General features: G+C 55.6%; 20 protein-coding genes. 10 read left to right on the top strand and 10 right to left on the bottom strand.

Annotated elements, in window-relative coordinates; translation table 11 throughout:
- Positions 1 to 263 precede the first annotated feature (263 nt).
- Complete coding sequence (locus ACR6AS_RS15495; protein WP_434163175.1) at positions 264 to 818, top strand: GNAT family N-acetyltransferase; 555 nt, start codon at positions 264 to 266, stop codon at positions 816 to 818.
- Between the two features lie 160 nt (positions 819 to 978).
- Positions 979 to 1,524, top strand: coding sequence for a TetR/AcrR family transcriptional regulator (locus ACR6AS_RS15490; protein WP_111138915.1), 546 nt, complete (start codon positions 979 to 981; stop codon positions 1,522 to 1,524).
- Between the two features lie 7 nt (positions 1,525 to 1,531).
- Here the strand turns inward: ACR6AS_RS15490 and ACR6AS_RS15485 are convergent, their stop codons facing one another.
- Positions 1,532 to 2,413 (bottom strand): LysR substrate-binding domain-containing protein, encoded by an 882-nt coding sequence (locus ACR6AS_RS15485; protein WP_111138914.1) that lies wholly within the window; start codon positions 2,411 to 2,413, stop codon positions 1,532 to 1,534.
- A gap of 96 nt (positions 2,414 to 2,509) precedes the next feature.
- Between ACR6AS_RS15485 and ACR6AS_RS15480 the strand changes: the two genes are divergently transcribed.
- Genes ACR6AS_RS15480 through ACR6AS_RS15470 form a run of 3 tightly spaced genes read left to right on the top strand, consistent with a single transcriptional unit; the run spans position 2,510 to position 3,725 of the window.
- Positions 2,510 to 2,830, top strand: coding sequence for a carboxymuconolactone decarboxylase family protein (locus ACR6AS_RS15480; RefSeq protein WP_293772588.1), 321 nt, complete (start codon positions 2,510 to 2,512; stop codon positions 2,828 to 2,830).
- Positions 2,812 to 3,201, top strand: a complete 390-nt coding sequence (locus ACR6AS_RS15475) for a tautomerase family protein (RefSeq protein WP_418798905.1) — start codon at positions 2,812 to 2,814, stop codon at positions 3,199 to 3,201. The genes ACR6AS_RS15480 and ACR6AS_RS15475 overlap by 19 nt, the downstream gene beginning before the upstream one ends.
- Positions 3,198 to 3,725, top strand: a complete 528-nt coding sequence (locus ACR6AS_RS15470; protein WP_434162850.1) for a DUF4865 family protein — start codon at positions 3,198 to 3,200, stop codon at positions 3,723 to 3,725. The genes ACR6AS_RS15475 and ACR6AS_RS15470 overlap by 4 nt, the downstream gene beginning before the upstream one ends.
- A 10-nt stretch (positions 3,726 to 3,735) precedes the next feature.
- Here ACR6AS_RS15470 and ACR6AS_RS15465 read toward each other — a convergent pair whose 3' ends face one another.
- Both ACR6AS_RS15465 and ACR6AS_RS15460 read right to left on the bottom strand, forming a co-directional pair.
- Positions 3,736 to 4,113, bottom strand: a complete 378-nt coding sequence (locus ACR6AS_RS15465) for a RidA family protein (RefSeq protein WP_434162848.1) — start codon at positions 4,111 to 4,113, stop codon at positions 3,736 to 3,738.
- A 50-nt stretch (positions 4,114 to 4,163) separates the two neighbouring features.
- Positions 4,164 to 4,484, bottom strand: coding sequence for a hypothetical protein (locus ACR6AS_RS15460; protein WP_111138909.1), 321 nt, complete (start codon positions 4,482 to 4,484; stop codon positions 4,164 to 4,166).
- Positions 4,485 to 4,707: 223 nt separating this feature from the next.
- On the opposite strand from ACR6AS_RS15460, the gene ACR6AS_RS15455 reads away from it, so the two are divergent.
- From ACR6AS_RS15455 to ACR6AS_RS15445, 3 genes are all read left to right on the top strand, one after another.
- A complete protein-coding gene (locus tag ACR6AS_RS15455) occupies positions 4,708 to 5,400 on the top strand; it encodes an aspartate/glutamate racemase family protein (protein WP_128084640.1) in 693 nt (230 codons plus the stop codon).
- A gap of 33 nt (positions 5,401 to 5,433) precedes the next feature.
- Positions 5,434 to 5,763 (top strand): DHCW motif cupin fold protein, encoded by a 330-nt coding sequence (locus ACR6AS_RS15450; protein ID WP_111138907.1) that lies wholly within the window; start codon positions 5,434 to 5,436, stop codon positions 5,761 to 5,763.
- A gap of 211 nt (positions 5,764 to 5,974) precedes the next feature.
- Positions 5,975 to 6,715, top strand: a complete 741-nt coding sequence (locus ACR6AS_RS15445; protein ID WP_111138906.1) for a YoaK family protein — start codon at positions 5,975 to 5,977, stop codon at positions 6,713 to 6,715.
- 37 nt (positions 6,716 to 6,752) lie between these two features.
- Here the strand turns inward: ACR6AS_RS15445 and ACR6AS_RS15440 are convergent, their stop codons facing one another.
- Complete coding sequence (locus ACR6AS_RS15440; protein ID WP_111138905.1) at positions 6,753 to 7,478, bottom strand: SDR family oxidoreductase; 726 nt, start codon at positions 7,476 to 7,478, stop codon at positions 6,753 to 6,755.
- 99 nt (positions 7,479 to 7,577) lie between these two features.
- On the opposite strand from ACR6AS_RS15440, the gene ACR6AS_RS15435 reads away from it, so the two are divergent.
- Complete coding sequence (locus tag ACR6AS_RS15435) at positions 7,578 to 8,498, top strand: LysR family transcriptional regulator (protein WP_418798913.1); 921 nt, start codon at positions 7,578 to 7,580, stop codon at positions 8,496 to 8,498.
- Here ACR6AS_RS15435 and ACR6AS_RS15430 read toward each other — a convergent pair.
- Both ACR6AS_RS15430 and ACR6AS_RS15425 read right to left on the bottom strand, forming a co-directional pair.
- Positions 8,473 to 8,868: a (R)-mandelonitrile lyase gene (locus ACR6AS_RS15430; protein ID WP_434163173.1), complete on the bottom strand. Its 396-nt coding sequence runs from the start codon at positions 8,866 to 8,868 to the stop codon at positions 8,473 to 8,475. The genes ACR6AS_RS15435 and ACR6AS_RS15430 overlap by 26 nt on opposite strands.
- 112 nt (positions 8,869 to 8,980) lie before the next feature.
- The gene (locus ACR6AS_RS15425) at positions 8,981 to 9,997 is read right to left on the bottom strand and encodes a LacI family DNA-binding transcriptional regulator (protein WP_111138902.1); all 1,017 of its coding nucleotides are present in this window, start codon (positions 9,995 to 9,997) and stop codon (positions 8,981 to 8,983) included.
- 408 nt (positions 9,998 to 10,405) lie between these two features.
- Here ACR6AS_RS15425 and ACR6AS_RS15420 point away from each other — a divergent pair, with 408 nt between their 5' ends.
- Positions 10,406 to 10,600, top strand: a complete 195-nt coding sequence (locus tag ACR6AS_RS15420; RefSeq protein ID WP_111138901.1) for a hypothetical protein — start codon at positions 10,406 to 10,408, stop codon at positions 10,598 to 10,600.
- Between the two features lie 410 nt (positions 10,601 to 11,010).
- Here ACR6AS_RS15420 and ACR6AS_RS15415 read toward each other — a convergent pair whose 3' ends face one another.
- The 4 genes from ACR6AS_RS15415 to ACR6AS_RS15400 all read right to left on the bottom strand — a co-directional run bounded on the left by ACR6AS_RS15415 (position 11,011) and on the right by ACR6AS_RS15400 (position 12,723).
- Entirely contained in the window at positions 11,011 to 11,265 is a 255-nt protein-coding gene (locus tag ACR6AS_RS15415) for a biofilm/acid-resistance regulator YmgB/AriR (protein WP_434162841.1), read from the bottom strand.
- A 163-nt stretch (positions 11,266 to 11,428) separates the two neighbouring features.
- On the bottom strand, positions 11,429 to 11,722 hold the full coding sequence (locus ACR6AS_RS15410; RefSeq protein ID WP_111138899.1) for a hypothetical protein: 294 nt from the start codon (positions 11,720 to 11,722) through the stop codon (positions 11,429 to 11,431).
- Positions 11,723 to 11,894: 172 nt separating this feature from the next.
- Positions 11,895 to 12,140 (bottom strand): regulatory protein YcgZ, encoded by a 246-nt coding sequence (gene ycgZ / locus ACR6AS_RS15405; RefSeq protein ID WP_111138898.1) that lies wholly within the window; start codon positions 12,138 to 12,140, stop codon positions 11,895 to 11,897.
- A gap of 292 nt (positions 12,141 to 12,432) precedes the next feature.
- Positions 12,433 to 12,723 (bottom strand): hypothetical protein, encoded by a 291-nt coding sequence (locus ACR6AS_RS15400; protein WP_111138897.1) that lies wholly within the window; start codon positions 12,721 to 12,723, stop codon positions 12,433 to 12,435.
- Between the last annotated feature and the right edge of the window lie 310 nt (positions 12,724 to 13,033).

The following is a 13,033-nucleotide window of genomic DNA, read 5'->3' as shown; positions in this document are numbered from 1 at the left end:
TCCACGCTTCAGGACGCCAGCGATGACAGACGAAAAAACCGGCGTCCGGCTTTAACAGAACATTAACACCAATGGCATCGCCGCCGGAACTGTGGCACTGTGGTTTGTGATCTTTGTTCAGCGTGCTGGTGGTAAAAACAAGGGAAAACAGCCGATTACCGGAATATTCATTTTTCTGGCTGCCTGCTGTCGTCTCTGCACAGCCGGGCGGCAGAACAGGTCGCTGACACAAAGTGAATTTCAGTACCCACAAGGAGCCGTCGATGTATTGGGAGTCAGAGCGTTTGCTTTACCGTTATACCCTTCGTGAAGACCTGGACGATCTCTTCAGAATCTTTGGCGACCCTGAGACACACAGATTTAACCCGAGGGGCCCGTGGCCTGACAGGGCACACGCGGTTCATTCTATGGAACTCAGATTACAGAGCTATAAGGATGACGGGTTCGGCGACTGGACCATTTTTGAGAAAGCACGCCCGGAGAAAATCATCGGTTTTGGGGGCGTTTTCAGAAGCCGGTTTGATGGTCATCCGACCAATAACCTCGGCTACCGGTTTGAGCCGGACGCCTGGGGCAAAGGCTACGCGACCGAGCTTTCGCAAAGAGCCATCCGTTACGGGTTTGAAGAGGCCGGGCTGAGCATCATTACGGGTGTCGTGCGGGAAAATCATCTGGCGTCACGCCGGGTGCTGGAAAAAGCAGGCTTAACCTTTCTGAAAAAGGTAAAGGATCTGAAAGACCTGCCGCCGAGCCTGATCTATACCCTGACCCGCCGTGACTGGCTGGCGGCGCAAAAGGGTGACGCGACGTCCGGTTAATCCCTTCCCGCTTTACCCGAGGTGCGGCTTTAGCCGCGCCCGACTTCGTTTAGCACACTTTACCGCCTGCTCAGCCTGAGATGCGGTACACTGCCGCTATCTGTTAATGCAACTTCGTTGCTTTAAAATGACCAGGATTGCTAAAGCAGGAGAGAGAGAGATGGCGAAGGAGATGATTCGTCAGGGTGGACGCAGCGCACGTATCCAGGCGGAGGTGCATGCGACGGTAAACCGGTTACTGGAAACGCATGAACGTTCTGCCATTACGGTGCCGATGATCGCAGATCAGGCAGGCGTTACGCCCTCAACGATTTATCGGCGCTGGGGCGATTTGACGCAGCTGCTGGCGGACGTGGCCCTGGCGCGGATGCGGCCGATCGCGGAACCGGAAGATACCGGTTCGATGACTGGCGACCTTAATGTCTTTATTCAGCACTATGTTGAGGAGATGTCGTCGAAGGTTGGCCGTGAACTGCTGGCCGATGTGATTGGCAGTCATGCGGAACAGGCCAGCCAGCGATGCTGCGGCTTCACCTATCAGCATCTGGAAACGCTCAACAGCCGTGCGCTGGCACGCGGAGAGACGGGATTTGACGTTAATCGCGTGGTCGATCTGGTCGTGGCACCCGTCATGTTCCATATCCTGTTCGGCGATCGCGAGCTTTCTGCGGAGTATTGCGCGTCGCTGATCCAGCAGGCCCTGTGAACCGCCGTCAGCCCGTCACAAAGGGCAGAGCGGCTTCTGCGATCAGATGCTGCAACAGCGCGCGTGCCGGATCATTTTCCTGATCGGCGCAGGCCAGCGCGATATCCAGAGAGCCGGGCGCGGGCAGCCGCTGCGATTCCACCACAAGCGTCTCCGGCAACCCGGCGCGGGTGCGCAGCGTTATCCCCAGCCCGGCCTGCAGTGCGGCCCAGATCCCGCTCAGGCTGTGGCTGGTAAACACCACGCGCCACGGAATACCGGCCCGATCGAGTGCCTCCGTGGCGCGGGACCGCATCACGCAGGGTGCATCGAAGACCACCAGCGGCAGCGGCTCCGCGCGCTGCAAAAAGCCCGCCAGATCAAAAGCCGGATGCTGTATCCAGGCTAGCGGACAGTGGCCAATCAGCTGCGTGCCACGCTGCCGTTCAGACTGCCAGAGTAGCGCCAGGTCCAGTTCATGACGCGCCAGCGCCGTGAGCAGCGCCTGATTGCGGTCAACCCTTGCTGTCAGCATCACATCCGGATGCTGGCGGTTAAAAGCGCCGAGAATGGCGGGCATCAGGGCTTCGCCAAAATCCTCCTGCATGCCGATACGGATCTCCCCCTGTAATCCTTCGCCTTTTACCGCACGCAGCGCCTCGTCGTTCAGCGTCAGCAGCCGTCGGGCATAGCTCATCAGCTGTTCTCCACTGCGGGTCAGTTGCAGATGTCGCCCTTTTTTCATTACCAGCGGCGTACCGCATTGCTGCTCGAGTTTTTTGAGCTGCGCGCTGACGGCTGAGGCGGACCGGCAGAGATGCTGCGCGGCCAGGGCAAAGCTCCCCGCATCTATTCCCGCCACAAAACTGCGCAGCGCATCCATATCCAGAGATTCCGGTAACCTGTCCATTATCGTCCTGCAAAGGTGAAGGGTTAGTGCTGATTAATTTGATTTTCAGGATGATCATCCCGGGTGACACTCTGTCTGACCCCTAAGGAGTGTGCAATGAAAACTTCACTGAACAGAGAAACACTGGCACAGCAGGCACCGAAACTGGCAGAACTGACCCGTGAGGTGCTGTTTGACGATATCTGGCAGCGCGACCAGCTGTCAGCACGGGAGCGCAGCCTGCTGACGCTGGCAACCCTGACGGCGCTGGGACGGGTTGAGCAGCTCCCCTGGCATATCCGGTTTGCCCGGCAAAACGGACTGAACCGGGATGAGCTGGTGGAAAGTTTCACGCATCTGGCGTTTTACGCGGGCTGGCCTGCCGCCGTTACCGCGCTGAACTATCTGGAGGACAACGCATGCCCGTCACACGAATAACCCTGCGTCAGGGCTACAGCGATGCGGCGCTGCGTCAGCTCTCCGGGCTGCTTCAGCAGGCGCTGGTGGCGGAGTTTTCCGTCCCCCGGCAGGACTGCTTTCAGATCATTGAGATGCTGCCTGTCGCTCAGCGGGTATTCGATCGTCACTATCTGAGCGGCGGCCGCAGCGATGATTTTGTACTGTTTCAGATAACGGCAGGCAGGCCGCGATCCCGGCAGCAGAAGCAGCAGTTTTATCATGCGCTCTGCACGGCGCTGCAGAGGGAGATGGGAATCAGTCCTGACGATGTAATGATCGTTATCCAGTTTAACACCACCGAAGAGTGGAGCTTCAGCGGCGGCCGGATGCTGGCTCAGGAGGCGTTATGATTGTGATGCACTACCGTTTTACTCTGCCCGCCGACTACGATATGGGCATTATCGAACATCGGATCAGAGAGAATGGCGCCAGGCTGGATGGCTTTCCGGGGCTGATAGCCAAAGCGTATCTCTGTGCCCGCCGTGAGGAGGGGGGCTTAGGGGAAAACCGCTATGCGCCGATCTATTTCTGGCAGGAGGCACGAGCGATGCAGCGTTTCCTGCAGACGCCCGGCTTCGCCGCGCTGGTCCGGGATTTTGGCTGGCCGACTCCCGAATGCTGGCTGGCTTCTGAGGACCAGGCTCCGATACCGGATTTAGCCGAAGCCCGCTTTATGACGCTGGAGCGCTGGACGATCCCGCCTCATACGGATCTTACCGCGCTGCCTGAGAGATCCGGTTTCAGCGCCTGGGATGTGACCCGCTGGCAGGGGATAACGCTCCGTGCGTCCTCTCAGCGGCCCGCGGGTGAGCAGGAGGTCTATCGCATCGGCTACCTGGCGCGCGGCGCGGCCGCCTCAGCAATGCTGCTCTGACGCCCGTCGCTCAGAGGGCGAATATGGCCTCAATCTCAATGCGCAGATCCGGGGAGAACAGTCCGCTGACCTGCACCAGCGAGCTGGCGGGCAGATGATCACCGTAATAGCGATAGAGGACTTCGCGCAGGGCATTTATTTCGGTGAACGATGTCACGAATATCGTTACCTTCAGTAGTGCGCCGAGTGAGGTCTGCTCGGCCTCTGCAACAAGGCGGAGCTGTTCAAAAATGGCTTCCGCCTGCTCAGCTATCTCTCCCTGCTGCGCTGCCGTACCAAACGCCGTCAGCCCGGAAACATAGAGTGTGCTGCCGTGTTTCACTGCATGCACATAGGGCGCTTTAACGTCCCCCAGTTGCGGATAGTTTTTACGTTCTGGCTGGGTCATGGCGACTCCTTCATCATTAAAGTGAACAGAGGAGCTCCCTGCACCCCGGATTAGCGATTCAATAACTGCTGACAGGCAGAATTATCCTGCGTGGCGCGCTGCTGTTCATCCGGTGTGAGATCCTGCCAGTGGCTGATGACACGGCGACCCAGCGACGATTTATAATGGATTTTTTGCAGAGCATAGTCGGAATTGCCGCCCTCGATCACATTGCGCATCTGCTGATCAGCCGTCTGGCTATCCTGATGATCAATCGCGCAGAACACTGCCACGTAATACGCCTTATCCTCTTCGCTGTCATGGGGGATAAACCACCAGGCGGCCAGCGCGAGGATCAGCAGCAGGGGAAGGAGGATTTTAACTTTAGCCATTTGAGTCACCGGTTATAAGCAGTTAAGTCAGCCGGGTATGGCCAGACGCAGGGCGCGTATCCTGCCACAGATTCTGCCTGCCGTTAACCCCGTTTAGCCATTGTTGAGGCAACGTTCAGGTTGTTTGTACGCCATCCGGGCGGCGTAGCGGCTGAATAAACGCATTGCCGATTAATGGCAATCTGGCATGCTGGGATTTCACCCCCTGAACCCGGAGTCCGTTGTGAAAGTCATTGGATTGTTAGGCGGCATGTCATGGGAATCCACCGCTCTCTATTACCGTATCCTGAACCAGCAGGTTAAACAGCAGCTTGGCGGTCTTCACTCGGCGGAGCTGGTGCTCTACAGCGTGGATTTTCAGCGTATCGAACAGCTTCAGGCTGCGGGCGAATGGCAGCAGGCAGGTGAGATCCTGGCTGAAGCAGCACGTAATCTGGAACGGGCTGGCGCGCAGTTTATCGTGCTCTGTACCAACACCATGCACAAAGTGGCCGGGCAAATCAGCGCCGCGACGGCGATCCCGCTGTTGCACATCGCCGACGCCACCGGGCGGCGCATCCGGCAGGCCGGGGTGCGTAAAGCAGGGCTGCTGGCAACGCGCTTTACCATGGAACAGGATTTCTATCGTGGACGGCTGCGCGATCGGTTTGACCTTGAGATCATTACCCCGGATGAAGCCGATCGGACATTTGTCCATGAGGTGATTTATCACGAGCTCTGCCTGGGCGAGATCAATCCCGCGTCGCGTCTGCGCTACCGGGAGATCATGCAGAAGCTGGTGGCGCAGGGAGCCGAGGCTATTATTCTGGGCTGCACCGAAATTACCCTGCTGGTGGACGCCACGGATGCCAGCGTACCGCTGTTCGATACTACTCTGATTCACGCGGAAGACGCGGTGACTCAGGCGCTGGCGTAACGCGTTCCTTTCAACCCATTTCAGAGAGACAGGATGAAAATTGAAAATCTGCCGTTTGGCCTGACGCACTGGGATCAGGTTGAAGAGACGATTCATCCCGGCGACCAGGGGCAGGCGACCTGGCGGACGGTCACGTTTAACACTATCCGCGTGCGGATGGTCGACTATTCCCCCGGTTATGTCGCCGATCACTGGTGCACCAAAGGCCATATCCTGCTCTGTATGGCAGGCGAACTGCACACCGAACTGGCCGATGGTCGTCAGTTTGTGCTGACGCCGGGCGTCAGTTATCAGGTGGCGGATAATGCCGAACCGCATCGCTCATCGACCGCCGTCGGCGCCACCCTCTTTGTGGTTGACTGAGGCTGCGAGGGACCCTGCCGCTGCGCTTATGTAAGTGAATTATCACGTCGTTGACACTTTTAAAAGTAAACTGAAACTGCTTTATAAAAATCAGCAAAATTAATGGCTTATTTCGTCAGAGTATTCTGGTTCTGACAGGAATTATCGCTGTCAGGTTGTATGCTTGAAAGTTTGAAGGAACGTTAAGCATTCATCTGATGTGGGGAAGCCTGTGCTGATAAAAAAGAAGAAAGTTCGTTCGCATACTGAAGATCGTCTGCTGGCGCTGGTGCTGGCCACCACGGCCGGCATTCTTAACGCCATGGCGCTGGGTGCCTTTGGGTTTTTTCCATCGCACATGAGCGGTAATACGTCGCAGATCTCGGAGGAAGTGACCACCAGCGACCTGCATACCATGCTGTTTCTGATGGCGCTGATCGGGGCTTTTGTGCTGGGCTGCACCGTTGCGCGGCTGGCGGTCGTGGTGGGGCACAAATACAGACTACGCACCATTTTCTGTCTGATTATTCTGGCGGAAGGGGCGGCGCTGACGGCGGCGTCAATTTTTGAACTGATGTTCTACCGGCCGAGTTTCAATGGCGAAGTGCTGGTGATGCTGGGCTTTTTAATGGGCATTCACAATGCCACCTCCACGCAGCTCTCCAATGGCCGCGTCAGATCGACCCATATCACCGGTACGCTGACCGATGCCGGTATTGCGCTGGGCTCCTGGATCTTCGCGCATACGTCACACGCTGTTCATCTTGAAACCGACGATCGTCGCTTTTTCCAGAAGGTGCTGCACACGCACCTGACCACGGTGTTTTCGTTCCTGAGCGGCTGTATTGCCGGGCTGCTGCTGTTTAAGGCGTATGGCTTTAACGCGATGGTGGGGCTGGGGATATTCCTGATGCTAGTGGCGCTGACAGCGATTGCCATTACCATACAGCGAACCCGCAAAATCCTGTACTGATCCTATGGCCCGATGCACTGCGCATCGGGCCATTTTTTTATTGTTGAGTCCGGGTTGGCCGCACCACAATTTCGTTTACATCCACCTCTTCGGGCTGTTCGATGGCGTAGCGCACGGCACGTCCAATGGCGTCGGGCTGCAACGCGATAGCGCGATAGTGCCGCATCGCTTCGGCGGCGGTTGGATCGGTGATGGTGGACGCCAGCTCACTCTCGACCACGCCCGGATGTATGCAGGTCACCCGCAGCTGGCTGTTCTCCTGGCGCAGTCCGTCGGAAATCGCCCGCACCGCGAACTTGGTGGCGCAGTAAACTGCCGCCGTCGGCGACACGGCGAGCGCGCCTATCGAAGCAATATTAATGATGTGCCCGCACTGGCGGGCCAGCATGCCGGGCAGCACGGCCGCGATGCCGTAAAGCACGCCTTTGATATTCACGTCGATCATCTGATCCCACTCTTCGACCCGCAGCGACGCCATCGGAGAGAGCGGCATAATGCCGGCATTGTTGATCATCACATCGACCCGGCCCCATTTCTCCCGTGCATATTCCGCAAACTGTGCCACCTCGTCACGGCGCGTCACGTCCACCGCCTTGATCGCGACCTCTGCACCATTGAATCGCAGCTCTTCCGCCAGCGCCGTCAGACGATCTTCACGCCGTGCGCCCAGCAGCAGAGTGGCCCCGGTTTTTGCCAGTTCACGCGCAATGCCTGCGCCGATGCCACTTGATGCGCCGGTAATTAAAATCACTTTCTGAGACATAGAATTTCTCCCGTTAAGTTGTCACTGGCGATCATACGGCGGCTGGATTATAAAGATAATCCACTGATTACTTCATGGACTGGTAACTCAGGCTAACCAATGATGACTGATAAAAATGCGCTTGAAATCTTTGTAATTGTGGCCCGGACGCAGAATTTCCGGCTGGCGGCAGAGCAGCTGGGCGTCAGCCGCCCGGCGATCAGTCAGAGTCTGCGGCGGCTGGAAGACCGCCTTAATATCACGCTGCTGCAGCGCACCACACGTTCGGTGCAGCTGACGGAGGCCGGGCAGCGGCTCTATGCCGAAGTCGCGCCAGCGATTAATCAGCTCAACCGCGCCGTAGCGGATGTTGCTGAACTGGCGGCTGAGCCGCGCGGTCAGCTGCGGCTGGCTATCTCTTCGATAGCAGAGCGGATGCTGGGTGGAGAACTGCTGGCAGGCTTCATCACCGCCTATCCGCGTATTGAGCTGGACATCACCGTCACCGATGAGGAGTTTGATATCGTCGGGCAGGGCTATGACGCGGGGGTGAGGCTGGGGGAGGTGATCGCGCAGGATATGATCGCGGTGCCGGTGTCCCGGCCGCAGCGGCAGGTGGCGGTCGCCTCACCCGACTATCTGGCGCGTGCGGGAATGCCGCGCCATCCCCAGGATCTGGTTCATCATCGCTGCATCGGCTGGCGAAAAGGGCCGGGGCTGGCCCCCTATCGCTGGGAGTTCGCTGAGCAGGGCCGGGAATTTGATGTTGCCGTCAATCCGCAGCTCACCACCAATGACATGGGGGTGATGATCCGCACCGCCTGCGCGGGCGGCGGCATCAGCTTTGGCATGGAGGAGACGTTTCAGCCCTTTATTGCGCGCGGTGAACTGGTGACCCTGCTCGATGAGTGGCTGCCCGCCTTTGACGGCTTCTATCTCTACTTTCCCAGCCGCAAAAACCTGGCACCCAAACTGCGGGCCCTGATCGATCATGTCAGGATTGGATCTGCGGCCATCAGCACTGATACTGCGCGTCGCTGACCTGCTCCAGCCACGTCACCGGTGAGCCATTCAGGGATTCCGCTATCGCGATATGGGTCATCGCGTTATCTGGCGTGGCACCATGCCAGTGTTTTACATTCTCCGGGATCCAGACGATATCCCCGCAGTTCATCACCTGAATGGCTTTACCCTCACACTGGATCCAGCCCTGGCCGTGCGTGACGATCAGGGTCTGGCCGAGGGGATGGGTGTGCCATGCCGTACGCGCACCCGGTTCGAAGGTCACCGTTGCGCCGCCCACGCGGGCGGGTTCAGTTGCCTGAAAGGGGGCATCAATCCGTACTCTGCCGGTAAAATAGTCGGCGGGGCCGTTTCGGGAAGGCTGCGAACCGCTGGTAATAATTTTCATCATTCACTCCTGTCGTTGAGGTTTATGGATAGTGTAATTGATGAGGCAGAATGTGATTAGACCGCCTGTTCTGCAAGCGGCTATGAGTGGTGCTCATGAATGACTTGATGAGTCAGGCCGTCATGTTGTAGCGGGTGATGATATTGATTTTAGAATAGGGGGCGGGCGGGGTGGTTGCCGGCAGAAACCCATGAAACTCAAGCAGCGTCCGGAAGGCGTGCAGTGCATCAAGCTGCAGATTATGCTCGATCAGCGCATCGATTTTTCCTGCCTGCAACAGTGCGCAGTTTTCCTGATCGAGATCGTGCCCGATAACCGCGTTGATCTGGCGCTTCTGTTCCGCAAAGGCGCGTAATATGCCGGGATTACCGCCGCCGACCGTATAGACGGCATCCGCATCCGGATGTTGCTGCAGAAATTGTGTGACCGACTGGTGCATCCGTGCATCGATACCATAGCCACCTGCCACCACGCTGACCCGATGCTGAGGCGCAAACGTCTGCATCGCTTGCTGAAACCCCTGGATTCGCTCCTGCTCACCAATGAAATCGTGACTGCCGGTTACCGCAACGATGTGCGAACGAGTCACCCGCAGCCATCGGGACATCAGAAATGCCGCCACTTTACCGGCGTCGAAGTTATCCATGCCGATATAGCGCAGACGCGCGCTGCCAGGCAAATCGCTCATCATGGTCACCAACGGCACACGCTGGCGGAGCAGGGCTTCAACCGTGGGGTTCAGTTCGCCGGAGCAGGCTGCTTTCAGAATGACGCCGTGGCTGTGCAGGGCCTTTTTATTCAGCAGCTGATTAATCGCCTCGGCGGTGAGGTTTGCGCCAAAGTGAAAGCGAAGCTGAAGCCTGAAAGCAGCAAAGCTGGCGATCTGGCTGGTCAGCGCCTCACGGATCAGGGGCTGAAAACGATCCGGAATATGCATAATCACGTCAAAGTAGAGGGTTCGTCCCCTGGCGAGTCCGGCTTTCTGCATCAGCTCCAGGTCCGCTATCGCCTGCTGGATGCGATGCTGGGTTCGCGGATGAACATTACCGCGCTGATGCAGAGCACGATCAACCGTTGCCAGGCTCAGTCCCGACTGGGCTGCAATCTGTTTGTGGGTGAATCGGACCATTCGCTGCTCACGACTGCGGAAGATAAGCACCGTTTTATCATAGCGCGGGGCCGCTTTTGCTGACGGACTGAGATCTTTGTTCAGAATATGGCGGGTCGCACACTCTGCTGTGACCTGGCGTCGGTGAAGTTTATCTGGAGAAGAGAAGGCGGGCGCAGGGTCCGTGCGATTTAAATTCAGGCGGTTAACATTTATAAACAGAAAATTAATCTGGCAAGGAATACGGGACTCTTCTATCTATTATTCAGTGGCAGGTCACGCAGGCATAAATAATATCAGAGAGGCGCCTGTTATCGGTTAATAAATAACCTTTCTGCCGCTTCGCTTATATTTCGGCTGCGCTGGCTTTTTTGGTTTTTAGCTCCTGCTGATGTTAGACTGGATATTCATACACCGTCGGGAGGTCGTGTGAAGTACGATAATGATAATGAAATCCGTGCGCTTGTCGGCGCGGTGGTCAGTGATTTGATCAAGGCGGGAGAGCCAGTTCATTTTCACGACATTACGGACGCGCTGTTTCGCCTGAGCGAAGAGACGCGTGACAGCAGGCTGAGAGCATTGTGCCAGGAAGCGATAAGCTTTTTCAGCCGCAAGATGCACTAAAGCCGGTGGGGCCGACGCCAGGCGCCCTCCAGAAACGCCCCTCTCATATCCCCCTGAATCCTTTTCTGAGCTGAGAATAAGCCGCAATACACAGCGGTCAGGCGTCAGGGGCTTTATTTTTCACACCGCCGGTTATATTTCAATCAGAATGGAAAGATAATCTCTGTTCATAAAATAACCGGCTTATGCTGTCCGGTTCTTTATTATGCTGTGCAGAAGTGACCTGTCCGCGGAAAGCGATCGGCTGTCAGGATCGCTTTCTCTTATATTTTAAAAAATTAATAATATCAGGATGTTATACAGGATTTCTCTTAAGAGACACAGGCGCGTCAGCAAACAGAAATAAGGCAGGCATCAACATCGCGGCGGAGAGTTAACCTGCGCTGTCAGGGACAGCGCAGGAAAGGAAATCAGATGCCGGTGTCGTCAGGCGTGCGACCCACCACTATTTCCAGCGTTTTGCGCAGCACATCCAGTCTGACCACATCTGACGTGCATTCCAGTTCTGCAATCAGATAGAGAATAATGGCTTTATTGGTGACGCGACCCTGATCGGCCACGATGTCTCTGATCAGCGCACCGAGCAGTTCGGTTTCCTGAGCCAGCAGATCGCCTTCGCTACGAAAATAGTCAATGATGGAAGAATCTGATGAAGAGTGTTGCATGATTTTTTCGTTCTCTGAAGAAAATTAGTCAGACGCAATGGTTGATGTCAAAACGAGTGTAGATGCTGTTATCGTTTTGCCCAGCCTGCATAAAAACATTTCTCTGTTGCTTTGCCGCTTCGCTTATTACCAGCCGCCTGCAACAGGTAAGCAATACCTTCTATCAGTGCTTTTTCGAACCCTCAGGCGGGCCATCGCTGGTCATACGATGTACCGTCTTGTCGCGTTCCGCACCCTCATTCTGGACACGTTTGCGCGCAGCGACCATGCCGTTGCGCACCTCAGTTATGGCTTTGCGGATAACCGACACTTTTGCGTCGTTATCTGCGTGAGCCGCCATTATCTCAAGTTGCGCGATCAGGGCGTTGCTGGACACCGGTTTGTCTGACTTCAGCAATGTAAGAACGGCTTCGCCGATCATCACATCTGTCAGTTTCTCATCTTCACTTCTGTACATACTGGCTTCTCTGATTACGAATCAATGGCCATGCTGCGGGTCCGTATGCGTCATCGGGTGCGGTCGGGCGCACCGTATACGGGAAAGCAGTACTGGGCTTTTTACTACGTTAAACCGTCCTGGACTACTGAAAAACGGGCATCCTGAATAACTCATGCTGCCGTAAAGGCAATTACTCTTCGCGGCGGAAAAGCATCGAAATTAATTCGTGCAGGTGCTGCTCTTCTGCTGGCGTCGAAGCCTGTTCAAGACGATGCAGAAGCTTACTGCAGATGGCTTTACGGCTGAGGCTGTTGCCTGCGCGCAGAATTTCCACCACGACAGATCCCAGCGTTTCCTGTTGAGAAGGAGAGCTGGCCTGATTGAAGTAACGGGCAATGTCGCTGAACGTTTCCGGGGACTGTCCGTTCTGACGCATGTTATTTTTCCTCAGGTGATTTAAATCAATCGCACAGTGATGCACAAGTTATACATCACAGATGTGCGTAAGTTATACATCGTAGATGTGCGTAAGTTATACCTTTTTAAAAAACTTGTACAAGATTTTGAGTTTTTAAGATTACAATTTTTGTGCAAAAAGTGCTAAACCTTTTAAAACAGCGTGTTGAGGGGGGGTTACAGCGAGGGAGAAATTGTACCAGAAAGTTGTATCGTTTCAATCCGGGATAGCTCCGACCTGTTGTACAGGTCGGGAGAGTCAGGGGCTGAAATCAGTGCCTGAAATAAATATCATCAGCAGATTCAGAAACGGCGGATTCTGTTGCGACGTTTCCGGACAGCCAGTTTGCCGCACCGGTACGGGAACCGATCGTTTTAAATCCTGATAACCATTGACGCGCATCCTGCATCTGCTCAAGGCGGTACTCGTTGACTTCTGAGCCAGCCATAATCAGCAGTTCTTTAATCAGCAGTTCAACGTTCACTTCCTGACCGGCATTAAACAGGTTCATTGCGGCTTCGCCAATGATGACATTCGCTTTTTCGTCGCTTGAAAAAAACAAAATATCCTCCTGGGTGATTGCGGTAAGTAACTTTAACTCTAGCAAAAAAAATTACTGAATTTAATCAATTCAGCCTATCAATGAGATTATTTTAATTATCCGGATGATATCTCGCGCCTGTTCTGATGCTCTGCAGGCCGACACCCGTCGGGTGGCCGGGTTATCTTTTTTTCTGAGCCGGGAAACGGGTGTTTGCACGCTCTCCTGACGACAATACGATTAAACAGACGGCTACTGCCCCGCTCTGCAGAAAAAAGCGAAAGACAGGGCCAGTTTTCAGACAGGATTAAAAGACTATATATCAGTAGCT

The sequence above is a fragment of the Pantoea phosphatilytica genome (genome assembly GCF_051025615.1).
Classification (GTDB): domain Bacteria; phylum Pseudomonadota; class Gammaproteobacteria; order Enterobacterales; family Enterobacteriaceae; genus Pantoea.
This window is presented reverse-complemented; position numbering and strand designations above follow the sequence as displayed.

Bases quoted from the DNA above. Each gene is read 5' to 3' on its own strand.
- ACR6AS_RS15495 (WP_434163175.1), top strand. From the start codon at position 264: ATGTATTGGGAGTCAGAGCGTTTGCTTTACCGTTATACCCTTCGTGAA.
- ACR6AS_RS15465 (WP_434162848.1), bottom strand. From the start codon at position 4,113: ATGACCCAGCCAGAACGTAAAAACTATCCGCAACTGGGGGACGTTAAA.
- ACR6AS_RS15425 (WP_111138902.1), bottom strand. From the start codon at position 9,997: ATGGTCCGATTCACCCACAAACAGATTGCAGCCCAGTCGGGACTGAGC.
- ACR6AS_RS15460 (WP_111138909.1), bottom strand. From the start codon at position 4,484: ATGGCTAAAGTTAAAATCCTCCTTCCCCTGCTGCTGATCCTCGCGCTG.
- ACR6AS_RS15450 (WP_111138907.1), top strand. From the start codon at position 5,434: ATGAAAATTGAAAATCTGCCGTTTGGCCTGACGCACTGGGATCAGGTT.
- ycgZ (WP_111138898.1), bottom strand. From the start codon at position 12,140: ATGCGTCAGAACGGACAGTCCCCGGAAACGTTCAGCGACATTGCCCGT.
- ACR6AS_RS15440 (WP_111138905.1), bottom strand. From the start codon at position 7,478: ATGTCTCAGAAAGTGATTTTAATTACCGGCGCATCAAGTGGCATCGGC.
- ACR6AS_RS15475 (WP_418798905.1), top strand. From the start codon at position 2,812: ATGCCCGTCACACGAATAACCCTGCGTCAGGGCTACAGCGATGCGGCG.
- ACR6AS_RS15485 (WP_111138914.1), bottom strand. From the start codon at position 2,413: ATGGACAGGTTACCGGAATCTCTGGATATGGATGCGCTGCGCAGTTTT.
- ACR6AS_RS15410 (WP_111138899.1), bottom strand. From the start codon at position 11,722: ATGTACAGAAGTGAAGATGAGAAACTGACAGATGTGATGATCGGCGAA.
- ACR6AS_RS15470 (WP_434162850.1), top strand. From the start codon at position 3,198: ATGATTGTGATGCACTACCGTTTTACTCTGCCCGCCGACTACGATATG.
- ACR6AS_RS15435 (WP_418798913.1), top strand. From the start codon at position 7,578: ATGATGACTGATAAAAATGCGCTTGAAATCTTTGTAATTGTGGCCCGG.
- ACR6AS_RS15490 (WP_111138915.1), top strand. From the start codon at position 979: ATGGCGAAGGAGATGATTCGTCAGGGTGGACGCAGCGCACGTATCCAG.
- ACR6AS_RS15480 (WP_293772588.1), top strand. From the start codon at position 2,510: ATGAAAACTTCACTGAACAGAGAAACACTGGCACAGCAGGCACCGAAA.
- ACR6AS_RS15415 (WP_434162841.1), bottom strand. From the start codon at position 11,265: ATGCAACACTCTTCATCAGATTCTTCCATCATTGACTATTTTCGTAGC.
- ACR6AS_RS15430 (WP_434163173.1), bottom strand. From the start codon at position 8,868: ATGAAAATTATTACCAGCGGTTCGCAGCCTTCCCGAAACGGCCCCGCC.